Genomic DNA, 11,518 nt, shown 5'->3' with positions numbered 1-11,518 from the left:
TTATATCAGACAGAGGCCCGTCTGCGTGCGCTTCCCGTGGTCGACCTGGTGGGCCTGGTCCTCGTGGGTGCGGTTGGGGTGCAGGACGCCGACACCACCCGGGCGCGCCTGGGCGACCGCCATGGCCGACTCGGTGACCGTGTCCATCGCCGCGGACAGCAGCGGAATCTTGAGCGAGATCTCGCGCGTCAGGCGAGACGTCGTGTCGATGTCCGACGGCGCCAGGTCGGAGTAACCCGGCAGCAGCAGGACGTCGTCATAGGTGAGCCCGAGGAACCCGAACGGGTCGGCCGGCGAGGTCTGGTCCGTCATGCAGCAAGTCTACGGCCGGTGCGGCCGCGGATCCTGGTCGGGCGGTGGTACCGGCCCGAGGCGTGCGTCACCTCGCCTTGATGACCGCGAGCACCTCGTGCAACAGGCCGGTGAACGAGCGCACACGCTGCACCGTCGGACCGAACGGCAGGTCCGTCGCCGCGGCGTCGGCCCGCAGGCCCACGAAGATGGGCAGGTCCGGATGACTCTCGTTCACCGCGTGCACGACGTCGAGGTCGGGCTTGTTCTGGGTGGTGGCCAGGACGACCGCCGTCGGCCGGACCATCGTCACCAGCTCGACCGAACGGTGCGTGCTCGCTGGGCCCGTGACGATCCGCGCCATCGCGCCCTGTGCGGCCAGCGCCGCGGCGAGCGCGTGCGCGGACAGCGGCACCACCTCGTCCGGCGCCGCGAACACGAGCACGATCTTGCGCATGCGGCTCGGGTGGTTGGCCGGCGGGCCACCCGCCTCGACCACGGCCCGCTCGAACTCCTCGGTGTAGTGGCGCAGCGCCCGCAGCGCGGCGGTCGCGAGCACCACCTCGGGCATCTCGCCCGGACCGGCGAGGACCGTACGCTCGGACAGACGCAGCCACGCCGGCTCGACCAGATCGGTCCACCACGTCGCCGGGTCCCCGTCGGGGCCGAGCACGAGCAGGTTGTCGCAGGCGGTCCTGCTGTAGGCGAGAGCGGCGTCGACCAGGGCCGAGACCCGACCCGACGTCGGGGCCGGTGCCGTGGCCGAGCGTGGTCCCACCGCGGCGGGGGCGTCCCCGCCCGTCGCGCCGCCGGGGAGTGCCCGCAGTCGCGCCCGGCCACGCGGTTCCTCCTTCGGCTCGGCGCTCGGCGGCGGCGCCGGCTCCTCGCCCGGCTCAGGTGCCCGGAGGGTTCCGACGAACGTCTCGGCGAACTCCTCGGACTCCGCGCCGTCCAGGTCGTTCTCGACCTGCACGGCAGGCAGCGCGGGCGCCGACCGGGTGGCTACCTCGAGCTCCGCGTCCCCTGCCTCGACGGCGGCCCGCGCGGCGTCCACCGGCGCGACACCCTCGAGCGTCAGACGACGCATCACCAGCAGACGAGCGACGTCGTCCGGGGTGTAGCGGCGGTGCGATCCAGCGGTCCGGCCCGACGGGCCGAGCCCGTACCGGCGGTCCCACGTACGAAGGGTGGCTGGCGCCACCCCGAGACGTCTGGCCACTGCGGCGACGGCCAGTCCGGGGCTGGATGCACGTGACCCGCCCGAGCTCTCGGCAGGCCGCGAAGATGTCATGGACTCGATTCTGCCGACCTGGACCTCTCCGCGCCACTGCGAAAACCGGCGTGCCGCCGATCTCGGTGGAATCCGGTTCAGATCGACGCAAAACCGGTCAGCTCTGGCGCGCTTGCCGTGACGCGATTCAGGCGGTCCGTCGGAAAACTGCCCCTTGAACAACTTCTGCACAACTTGTAGGTTGTTCGGCATGACGGAGATCTCGAGGCTTCCCGGTCCGGTGATGGAGCTGTGGGAATGGCAGTACACGGGAGCGTGCCGCGACGCGGACGACACCCTGTTCTTCCACCCCGAGGGCGAGCGTGGGTCGACACGCCGTAGGCGCGCCGAGGCCGCCAAGGCGATCTGCCGCTCCTGCCCCGTGATGATGCAGTGCCGCGAGCAGTCGCTCCGCGTGCGCGAGCCGTACGGCGTGTGGGGTGGGCTCAGCGAGGACGAGCGCTCCGCCATCCTCGCCGGCAAGTCCGTCTCCGCTTGATTCACGCGTGGCTTGATCTTCTCCTCGACTCAGGCCTGGCCTGATCGAGTCTCCATCCATTCTCCGCCTACTCCAGGCAAGGCAAGGGCCCCGCACCTCCCGGTGCGGGGCCCTCGTCGTCTACCTGGGTGAGCTGGAGTCAGCTCACGACCACGGCGAGGATGTCGCGGGCGGAGAGCACCAGGTACTCCTCACCCGCGTACTTGACCTCGGTGCCGCCGTACTTGGAGTAGATCACCTTGTCACCGACGGCGACGTCCAGCGGCACACGGTTGCCGTTGTCGTCGATGCGGCCCTGGCCAACGGCCAGAACCTCGCCCTCCTGGGGCTTCTCCTTGGCGGTGTCCGGGATGACCAGGCCGGAAGCGGTCGTGGTCTCGGCTTCGAGAGCCTTGACGACGATCCGGTCCTCGAGCGGCTTGATGGGGACCGACACGTCGGACCTCCTCTTTCATGAGCGGATCGCGAGATCTGCTTCGTGGTGGACGTAAGGGGCTCGAACGTTCGACGGTCCGCCGTCGTCGCGGGTGCCGGCGGGCACGAACGTCTGGGTTCTCCCCCGCGGGCCCGTGGACCGGGTTCCCGCAGCGGTGAACAACCCCAAATCTAGGTCGGCGCTAGCACTCGGTCAAGGCGAGTGCCAATCGGGTGGAGTGGCTCACACTCCGCAGGGACGACGCGCCGCCGCCACACCGGAATCTCGCCATATCTACGAAAAGGTTGCGTCGCGCCGCTCGTCACGACCAGGACAAACGTGGAAAGATCTTCCCATGGATGCGGCGATTCTGAGCAAACTGCTCAGCCCCGACGGCTGGGCCCTGCTTGGCTCCCTCCCGCCCTACGACGAGCGACAGGCGATGAAGACCGTGACCGCGCTGCGGGACAGGGGCGTCGCGCCGGACCTCGCGGCCGCGGTGGTCACCCAGTCCAGGCTGCGCACGCGGGCCCGGGCGAAGTTCGGTGACTTCGCCGACGGGATGCTCTTCACCGCGGACGGCCTGGAGCAGGCGACGCGGCTCCTCGTCGCGGCCCTGCACGCCCGGCGGTACCTCGACGCCGGCGTCTCCGTCCTCGCCGACCTCACCTGCGGCATCGGCGCCGACTCCCTCGCCTTCGCCGGGACGGGCCTGCGGGTGGTCGCCACCGACCTGGACGAGTGCACCGCCGCGATCGCGCGATGGAACCTGCGCCACTTCCCCGAGGCGGACGTACGGCACGCCGACGGGCTCGGGCTCGACCTGCGCGCAGAGGGCATCGAGGGCGTCTACGCCGACCCGGCCCGCCGGGTGAGCGGCGGTTCGGGCACGCGCAGCAGGCGGGTCTTCGACCCCCGCGCCTACGAGCCCCCGCTCGACTCCGTCTGGGCGCTGCGCGAGACGGTCCCCGCCGTCGGCATCAAGGTGGGCCCGGGCATCCCGCACGACGGCCTGCCCGACGACGCCGAGACCCAGTGGGTCTCCGTCAACGGCGACGTGGTCGAGGCCGGCCTCTGGTTCGGCCCGCTCGCGCTCGACGGCCCCGGGCGGTCGGCGCTCGTGCTGCGCACGTTCACCGACGACGACGGCAAGGAGCACACGCTGAGCCGCACGGTCCGCGGCGCCGACGTCGTGCCCGACGTCGGCGGCGTCGGACAGTACCTGTACGAGCCCGACGGGGCGGTCATCCGTGCGGGACTTGTCGGCCAGGCGGCCGCTGAGCTGGGCGGACGCCTCGTCGACCCGACCATCGCGTACGTCGCGACGGACAGCCCCGCCGACCTGCCGTCGACCCGGCCCACCGACCCGGCAGGGGCGCCGGCACCGATAGCCACCGGCTACCGGGTGCTCGACACCATGCCGTTCGGCCTGAAGCGGCTCAAGGCGTACCTGCGTGACCGCAACGTCGGACGCGTCACGATCAAGAAGCGTGGCACCGCCGTGGTACCTGAACAACTTCGCAAGCAGCTCGTGCTCACCGGGACCGAGGAGGCGACGATCGTGCTCACACGCGTGGCAGGCAACCAACAGGTGCTTCTCGTCGAACCGCTGGGACCCGTATGAGCTCGCCGGCCCGGCTCGGATTCGGCGAGTCGCCTCGCTCCACCGTGGGTCTCGAGTGGGAGATCGGGCTGATCCGGTCCGACACGGCCGACCTCTCCCAGTCCGGCCCTGAGGTGCTCGGCGCCCTCGCCCGCAGCGCCGTCGAACCGCCGGACGGCTCGGCGAGCTACGCCCCGCACGTGGCCGGCGAGTTCATGAAGAACACCGTCGAGCTCGTGACCGGCGTGTGCGGAACGGTCGCGGGTGCGGGGGCGGACCTCGAACGCCTCCTCGACCGGGTGCGGACGGTGACCGACCCGCTCGGCCTCGACCTGATGGGCGGCGGGACGCATCCGTTCGCACGCGCCGCCGACCAGGAGGTCGGCGAGAAGGAGCGCTACTCCCGGATCATGGAGCGCACGGGGGTCTGGGGCGCCCAGCTGATCATCTGGGGCCTGCACGTCCACGTCGGGATCGAGCACCGGGACAAGGCGCTGCCGCTGATGCGCGGGATGCTCACCTACTTCCCGCACCTGCAGGCACTCTCGGCGGGGTCGCCTTACTGGGCCGGCCAGCACACCGGCTACGCGTCCAACAGGTCGCTGCTGTTCCAGCAGATCCCCAGCTCGGGGCTGCCGGTCCCGTTCGAGACCTGGGAGGAGCTGGAGGCGTACGCGGGCGACATGCTGCACGTGGGCGCCGTCGAGGCGTTCAACGAGGTCCACTGGGACGTGCGGCCCTCGCCCGCGTTCGGCACGCTTGAGGTGCGGGTCTGCGACGGCCCGACCAACCTGTCGGAGGCCCTGACGCTCGCGGCCCTGGTGCACTGCCTGGTCGAGCACCTGTCCACCCAGCTCGACCAGGGCAGGACCCTGCCCGTGCTGCCGCCGTGGTACGTGCAGGAGAACAAGTTCCGCTCGGCCCGTTACGGTCTCGGCGCAACGGTGATCCTCGACTCCGACGGCAACCAGGGGCCGATCGTCGACGCGATAGGCAAGCTGCTGGTCGAGCTGGAGCCCGTCGCACACCGGCTCGGCTGCACGGCGGAGCTGGCGGGCGTCCGGGACATCGTCCGCACCGGAGCGTCGTACCAGCGGCAGCAGGCGGTGGCCGCCGCGCACGGCGGCGACCTGGTACCGGTCGTGCGCTCGATGGTGGACGAGATGCGAGCGGGCCACCCGCTCCCGGCCTGACCCGTACGTCTGCCGAAGTAGAGCGGGCGTCCGGACAAGCGCTCTACTTCGGCAGACGGGTGTCAGACGACCTGGGAGACCTCGTCGAACTCGAGGCGGGGTGCGCGGGGCCGCGTCGTGTCGGCGCCGTCGGCAGAGCTGACGTTGACGACGAGGAAGCTCTTCCAGCCGCTCTCGGCGAAGAACTCGGCGTCGATACCGTCGTAGATCCCGTGCATCGGGCCGGCGGCCAGGCCGGCGGCCCGCAGGCCGACGATGAGGTACCCGGCCTGGAGCAGGGCGCTCGTGCGTGCCGCCTCGGCGCGCGCCTCGGCGTCGCCCGCGAACATCTCGCGCGCACCCGGAATGTGCGGGACGAGGACGTCGAGCCGCTCGTGGAAGTCGGGGTCGGACGCGAGGACGAGGGTGACCGGCGCCTTCGCGATGCGCTCCTGGTTACCCTCCGGCGCGTTGGCGACGAGGCGCTGCCGGGCCTCCGGCGTGCGGACGACGAGCACGCGCAACGGGCTCGTGTTCATCATCGTCGGACCCCACTTGATGAGGTCGTACACGGCGGCGAGCTGTTCGTCGGTCACCTCGGACTCGGCGAAGGTCGTCACGGTGCGCGCCGTGCGGAACAGCCGGTCGGCGGTCGCGTCGTCGATGGCGAGGCCCGAAGCCTCGAGTGTCTCGGTCATGCCGGTGCCAACAAGGTGCCCTCGGCGATAGTTCCAACTTCAACTATGAGGCGGGACACACGACCGGGCAGCACACCACGTCGCGACCGCGACCAATTAGGCTGGACCCCATGGCAGAACCACTGGTGCTCGGCATCGAGACCTCCTGCGACGAGACCGGTGTCGCGCTGGTCCGCGGCAACGAGCTGCTGGTCGACGCCGTCGCCAGCTCGATGGAGGAGCACGCCCGCTACGGCGGCATCATCCCCGAGGTCGCCAGCCGTGCCCACCTCGAGGCGATGATCCCCACCATCCAGCGGGCGCTCGGCGAGGCGGACGTCGACCTGTCCGAGGTCGACGCGATCGCCGTGACCGCGGGCCCAGGGCTCGTGGGGCCGCTCACGATCGGCGCGTCCGCCGCGAAGGCCCTCTCGATCGGCCTCGGCAAGCCGCTCTACGGCGTGAACCACGTCATCGGGCACGCGTGCGTCGACCAGCTCGTCGACGGACCGCTGCCGGAGCGCGCGATGGCGCTCGTGGTGAGCGGCGGCCACAGCTCGCTGCTCATGGTGAACGACATCGCCACCGACGTCACCGAGCTCGGCTCCACCCTGGACGACGCAGCGGGCGAGGCCTTCGACAAGGTCGGCCGGCTGCTGGGCCTGCCCTACCCGGGCGGCCCGCACATCGACCGGCTCGCCCGCGAGGGCGACCCCGCGGCGATCCGCTTCCCCCGCGGCCTCACCGCCGCGAAGGACCAGGCCAAGCACGCGTACGACTTCTCGTTCTCCGGCCTCAAGACGGCGGTCGCCCGCTGGGTCGAGGCCCGCACCGACGCCGGGCAGCCCATCCCGGTGCACGACGTCGCGGCGTCGTTCGCCGAGGCGGTCGCCGATGTCCTGACGGCCAAGACCATCGCGGCCTGCCACAAGCACGACGTCGACACGCTGGTGATCGGCGGCGGGTTCTCGGCCAACAGCCAGCTCCGCGAGATGGCGGCCAAGCGCTGCGCCGAGGCCGGGATCGACCTGCGCATCCCGCCGATCCGGTACTGCACCGACAACGGCGCGATGATCGCGGCGCTCGGCTCCGCCGTCGTCCGTGCCGGGGTCGCCCCGAGCAACCTGGACATCCCCGTGGACTCGTCGATGCCGCTCACGACCATCACCGTCTGACCCGACAGCAACACCGAGTGCGGGATATTCGCCCTTCTGACCCGCTGGAAAGGGCGAATATCACGCACTCAGCGGTGTCGGAGGGTTCTACGCTGCCTCCCGTGACCGCGAGAACGCTGGAGAAGCTCGAGCCCGTCCCTGTCATCGAGACGGCGCGCCGCCTGTGTTCGTGGCCATCGCCGTCGTGCTGCTGTACTCGTTCCCGGAGCGCGTCCAGCGAGCCGACCTGCTGACCAAGCTGCTATGCCCCGGTCGCGACCTCTCGCGCGGGGTCGTTCGACCACTGCGACCAGGAGCCCGGGTACAGCGCGGCGTCCACTCCGGCGACGGCGAGCGCGGCCACCTGGTGCGACGCCGTGACTCCGGAGCCGCAGTAGACCCCGACCCCGCCGCCGGCCGAGCCTGTCGAGACCCCCAGGTCCCCGAACCGCCGCTTCAGCTCCGCAGTCGACAGGAAACGCCCGTCCGGACGCAGGTTCTCGGTGGTCGGCGCGCTGGCCGCGCCGGGAATGTGCCCAGCCTGCGGGTCCACGGGCTCCACCTCGCCGCGGTAGCGCTCGCCGGCACGCGCGTCCAGGAGCACGCCCTCGCCGCCGGCCAGTGCGGCCGCCTCGTCCGCGTCGAGGACGGGCATCCCGCCCGGTCGTACGACGACGTCGCCCGGCTCAGCCGTCACCTCGCCCGGTTCGAGGGCGAACCCCTCCGCGTTCCAGGCGGCGAGCCCGCCGTCCAGGATCCGTGCGCCGGTCACGCCGAAGTAGCGCAGCAGCCACCAGGCCCGGGCGGCCGACGTGCCACCGACGGAGTCGTAGACGACGACGCGCGAGTCCCCCGAGACGCCCCAGCCGCGCGCGGCCCGCTGGAACGCGGACGCCGAGGGCAACGGGTGCCGTCCGGCGGCGGACGACGCGGGCGCGGCGAGCTCCGTCTCCAGGTCCACGTAGACCGCACCCGGGACGTGGCCGGCGCGGTACTGCTCGCGACCGTCGGTCATCCCGAGCGCCCACCGGACGTCGAGCACCACAGGGCTGCCCTCTACCGGGTCGGTTCCACCGCCGATCCGCAGGTCTGCGGCCAGGCTCGCTGCGTCGACCAGAACTCGTTCCCTCATGCGGTAGCACTCCTCATCGTCGACCGTCGGTTCGTCGAGAACGGGGTCGTGTTCCGTCCGGGCACCCGCACGAACACAACCGCGTTCTCAGCTCGGTGGGAATCAGGCGGCGTCGCCCGGGGCGTCAACGGGCGCGTCCACCGGGGCGTCCGCCGTGTCGTCCGCCGGGGCCGCGAGGTCCAGGCGCATCGTGTACGCGTCCTTGTCCTCGGGCTGGTAGTACCGCTTGCGCACGCCGAGGATCTCGAACCCGAAGTCCCGGTACATCTCGATGGCCGGCATGTTGTCGACCCGCACCTCCAGCAGGACCGCCTCGGCCTTGACCTTGCGGGAGCGCTCGATCAGCGCGGTCAGGAGCTGCCGGCCGACCCCGTGCCGTTGCACGGCCGGGTCGACGCCGATGGTCATGACCTGCGTGACGTCGCCGTCGAACCACAGGCCCGCGTAGCCGACGACGGGCTGGTCCCCCGCCCGGTCGAGCCGCTCCGGCTCCGCCACGATGTACCAGCGGCCGAGGCCGGCGAGCTCGTCGGCGAGCATCCCGTAGGTCCAGGCACCCCGGCCGAAGAGCAGGCGTTCGAGCTCCAGCACACGGTCGAAGTCGGCGTTGCGCAGCGGGCGGAGCCGCACCTCGGTGATCACGCGGCGCCCCCGCCCGGGCCGGCAGACGTGCCGGAGCCGGCGGTCGAGCCCGCAGAGACCCCCGCCGGCTCGTGCACGTCCGGACGCCGGAGGTACAGGGGCTCGGACGGCTGGTTCTCGCCTGCCGCACGGCGCACGAGCGCCAGCCGGGCCAGGACCGTCGCGTCGGGGACGAGCGGCGCGTCGTCCGCCACGGGCAGGAACTCGGGGTAGAGCATCGCCCCCTCACCGACCACGACAGGCGGCCGGCCGTCCGCCGTCTCGGGCGCGGCGAGCTGTGCCTGCGCGACGAAGCCCGCCCGGTCGACGTCCGGGCCGGCCAGGCGCTCCACCACCGGCACGCCGTGCGGGCCCTCGTGCGAGATCACGCGGTACCGGGCCCAGTAGACCTCCTTGCGGCGCGCGTCGGAGGTCGCGAGGATCTCCGTGCCCGGGCGCAGCCCGAGGTCGCTGACGGCCTGCGCGGCCAGCGCGTCGAGGCTGGGCACGCCGAGCACGGGGACGCCGATGGTCAGCGCGAGCGTGCGCGCGGTGACCAGCCCGACCCGCAGGCCGGTGAAGGGGGCAGGCCCCGTACCTGCGACGACGGCGGTCAGGTCGCGGGGCTCGACCCCTGCCTCGGCGAGGACCTCCTCGATCAGGGGTGCGAGCGACTCGGCGTGCCGACGCCGCTCGTCCGAGGTCCGGGACGCGAGGCGCGTGCCGTCGTCGGAGACGAGGGAGACGGCGACGGCTGCTGAGGTATCAAGTGCAAGAACGGCCACATGACCAGGGTACCGACCCGGCCGCGTCAGCTCAGCAGGGCACCCAGGTCGATGCCGGCCCAGCGCTGCCCGACGCCGCGGATCGTCACCTTCCGCGTCCCCGCCTCCGGGTCCTCCTCCGCGGTCACGCCGGGGTCGAACGACGGCGCACCGCGCGGGCGTTCCAGGTCGATCTCCAGCCGGTCGTCCGCGAGCGCCTCGGCCAGGCCGCGCCCCCACTCCACCACGGTCACGGAGTCGCCGAGCGACGAGTCGAGGTCGAGCGCGTCGAGCTCGCTCAGCCCGCCGAGCCGGTAGGCGTCGACGTGCACCAGGGCGGGGCCGCGCGTCCCGTCCTCGCGCGGCAGCGCCGGGTGCTCGCGCGCCACGATGAACGTGGGCGAGGCGACCTGGCCGCGTACGTGCAGGGTGGCGCCGATCCCCTGGGTGAGGGTGGTCTTCCCGGCGCCGAGGTCGCCCGTGAGGATCACCAGGTCCCCCGCGCGGAGCTGCCGGGCGAGGGCCGCGCCCAGTGCCCGTGTCGAGTCGGCGTCGGGCAGCTCCAGCGTCACCGCCCCCGACGTCGTGAGGTCGCTCTGTCCTGCTGTCCCGCTCACGCGGTCTCCCTTCCTGCGGTGCCCGCGTACACGCGGGGCACACGCGCCCCGAGGCGCGTGACGATCTCGTAGCTGATGGTTCCGGCGGCCTGCGCCCAGTCCTCCGCGTTGGGTGCGCCGGCGCGGGCGAGCCCGTCCGACGCCCCGAACAGCGTGACCACGTCCCCTGCCTGTTCCGGTGCGTAGGGACCGAGGTCGAGGATCACCTGGTCCATGCACACCCGGCCGGCGACCCGCAGCACGCGGGCGGTGCCGAGCCCGGTGTCGGGTGCGGCGACGTCGTCGACGCCGCCGCCCACGAGGACCGGTCCGCCGGGGCCGAGCGTGCCGCCCGAGGCGTGCCGGGGAATCCCGTCGCCGTAGCCGAGCGGGACGACGCCGAGCACCGTGTCCTGCGTGGTGGTGTAGAAGTGGCCGTAGGAGACGCCGTGGCCCGCCGGCACGCGTTTGACGGTGGCGAGCCGGGCCTCGAGCGTCATCGCGGGGCGCAGCCCGTAGTCGCCGGGCGCGCCGAGGTGCGGCACCGGCGACAGCCCGTAGACGGCGATCCCCGCGCGCACGAGGTCGTAGTGGGCGGCCGGGTTCGTGAGGGTCGCGGCGGAGTTGGCGATGTGCCGCACCTCGATGGGCATCCCGGCCGCCTCGGCGGTCCTGATCGCGTCCTCGAAGGCGTGGGTCTGCATCTTCACCGACGGGTGGTCGGGCTCGTCCGCGAGCGCGTAGTGCGACATGAGCCCGACGATCGCGAGCGACCCGGAGGCCTGCAGCGCCGCTGCCCGGTCGAGCACCGCCGGCAGGTCCTCCGGCATGATCCCGTTGCGGCCGAGCCCGGTGTCGACCTTGAGGTGCACGCGGGCGGTCCGGCCGGCCGCGCGGGCGCCGTCGGCCACCTCGTCCAGCGCCCAGGCGCCGGCGACGGCGATGTCGACGTCGTCCCTGATCAGGTCCGCGAACGGGGCGCCGGGTGCGTAGAGCCAGGTGAGCACACGGGCCTCGGGCCCGACGACGGCGCGGACCGCCAGGGCCTCCGCTGCGTGTGCCGCACCGAGCCACGTGGCACCGCCCGCGAGCGCGGCCCGGGCCGCGGGCGCGAGGCCGTGCCCGTACGCGTCCGCCTTGACGACTGCCATGACCTGCGCGGTCGGGGCGGCCGTCCGCAGGGCGCGCACGTTGTCGCGGATCGCGTCCAGATCGACGACGGCGCGGGCGGGGTGGTCGGGGGCGGTGCTCATCCAGAAGATTCTTGCACCTGTCGGACGCCCCCGGACGTGTCAGACGCTCAGGTCACTCGGGTGACCTGAGC

The 11,518-nt window shown here is 72.4% G+C and carries 12 protein-coding genes and 1 pseudogene; 4 read left to right on the top strand and 9 right to left on the bottom strand.

The window, feature by feature from the left end; genetic code table 11:
• Positions 1-105: 105 nt before the first annotated feature.
• Positions 106-312, bottom strand: a pseudogene (locus ACFWE2_RS19890) (IMP dehydrogenase); the annotation flags it as partial.
• 67 nt (positions 313-379) lie between these two features.
• Complete coding sequence (locus tag ACFWE2_RS19885; protein ID WP_377225940.1) at positions 380-1,582, bottom strand: MerR family transcriptional regulator; 1,203 nt, start codon at positions 1,580-1,582, stop codon at positions 380-382.
• Positions 1,583-1,772: 190 nt separating this feature from the next.
• Here ACFWE2_RS19885 and ACFWE2_RS19880 point away from each other — a divergent pair, with 190 nt between their 5' ends.
• A complete protein-coding gene (locus tag ACFWE2_RS19880) occupies positions 1,773-2,060 on the top strand; it encodes a WhiB family transcriptional regulator (RefSeq protein ID WP_116673643.1) in 288 nt (95 codons plus the stop codon).
• 139 nt (positions 2,061-2,199) lie between these two features.
• On the opposite strand, the gene groES is transcribed toward ACFWE2_RS19880, so the two are convergent.
• The gene (gene groES, locus ACFWE2_RS19875) at positions 2,200-2,496 is read right to left on the bottom strand and encodes a co-chaperone GroES (protein WP_116673642.1); all 297 of its coding nucleotides are present in this window, start codon (positions 2,494-2,496) and stop codon (positions 2,200-2,202) included.
• A gap of 334 nt (positions 2,497-2,830) precedes the next feature.
• Between groES and ACFWE2_RS19870 the strand changes: the two genes are divergently transcribed.
• Both ACFWE2_RS19870 and ACFWE2_RS19865 read left to right on the top strand, forming a co-directional pair.
• Positions 2,831-4,099, top strand: coding sequence for an SAM-dependent methyltransferase (locus ACFWE2_RS19870; RefSeq protein ID WP_377225939.1), 1,269 nt, complete (start codon positions 2,831-2,833; stop codon positions 4,097-4,099).
• Complete coding sequence (locus ACFWE2_RS19865; protein WP_377225938.1) at positions 4,096-5,271, top strand: glutamate--cysteine ligase; 1,176 nt, start codon at positions 4,096-4,098, stop codon at positions 5,269-5,271. The genes ACFWE2_RS19870 and ACFWE2_RS19865 overlap by 4 nt, the downstream gene beginning before the upstream one ends.
• A gap of 62 nt (positions 5,272-5,333) precedes the next feature.
• On the opposite strand, the gene ACFWE2_RS19860 is transcribed toward ACFWE2_RS19865, so the two are convergent.
• Complete coding sequence (locus ACFWE2_RS19860; protein WP_377225937.1) at positions 5,334-5,948, bottom strand: malonic semialdehyde reductase; 615 nt, start codon at positions 5,946-5,948, stop codon at positions 5,334-5,336.
• Between the two features lie 110 nt (positions 5,949-6,058).
• Here ACFWE2_RS19860 and tsaD point away from each other — a divergent pair, with 110 nt between their 5' ends.
• Complete coding sequence (gene tsaD / locus ACFWE2_RS19855; RefSeq protein WP_377225936.1) at positions 6,059-7,102, top strand: tRNA (adenosine(37)-N6)-threonylcarbamoyltransferase complex transferase subunit TsaD; 1,044 nt, start codon at positions 6,059-6,061, stop codon at positions 7,100-7,102.
• A 241-nt stretch (positions 7,103-7,343) separates the two neighbouring features.
• Here the strand turns inward: tsaD and ACFWE2_RS19850 are convergent, their stop codons facing one another.
• The 5 genes from ACFWE2_RS19850 to alr all read right to left on the bottom strand — a co-directional run bounded on the left by ACFWE2_RS19850 (position 7,344) and on the right by alr (position 11,447).
• On the bottom strand, positions 7,344-8,213 hold the full coding sequence (locus tag ACFWE2_RS19850; RefSeq protein ID WP_377225935.1) for a sulfurtransferase: 870 nt from the start codon (positions 8,211-8,213) through the stop codon (positions 7,344-7,346).
• A gap of 102 nt (positions 8,214-8,315) precedes the next feature.
• Positions 8,316-8,855 carry a ribosomal protein S18-alanine N-acetyltransferase gene (rimI, locus tag ACFWE2_RS19845; RefSeq protein ID WP_377225934.1) on the bottom strand — a complete coding sequence of 180 codons (540 nt, stop codon included), beginning with the start codon at positions 8,853-8,855 and terminating at the stop codon, positions 8,316-8,318.
• Positions 8,852-9,619: a tRNA (adenosine(37)-N6)-threonylcarbamoyltransferase complex dimerization subunit type 1 TsaB gene (tsaB, locus tag ACFWE2_RS19840; protein ID WP_377225933.1), complete on the bottom strand. Its 768-nt coding sequence runs from the start codon at positions 9,617-9,619 to the stop codon at positions 8,852-8,854. The genes rimI and tsaB overlap by 4 nt, the downstream gene beginning before the upstream one ends.
• A gap of 26 nt (positions 9,620-9,645) precedes the next feature.
• Positions 9,646-10,215, bottom strand: coding sequence for a tRNA (adenosine(37)-N6)-threonylcarbamoyltransferase complex ATPase subunit type 1 TsaE (gene tsaE, locus ACFWE2_RS19835; protein ID WP_377225932.1), 570 nt, complete (start codon positions 10,213-10,215; stop codon positions 9,646-9,648).
• The gene (gene alr, locus ACFWE2_RS19830; RefSeq protein ID WP_377225931.1) at positions 10,212-11,447 is read right to left on the bottom strand and encodes an alanine racemase; all 1,236 of its coding nucleotides are present in this window, start codon (positions 11,445-11,447) and stop codon (positions 10,212-10,214) included. Before alr ends, tsaE begins: the two co-directional genes overlap by 4 nt.
• Positions 11,448-11,518 lie beyond the last annotated feature (71 nt).

The organism is Promicromonospora sp. NPDC060271 (assembly GCF_042726755.1).
GTDB lineage: Bacteria > Actinomycetota > Actinomycetes > Actinomycetales > Cellulomonadaceae > Promicromonospora.
This window is presented reverse-complemented; position numbering and strand designations above follow the sequence as displayed.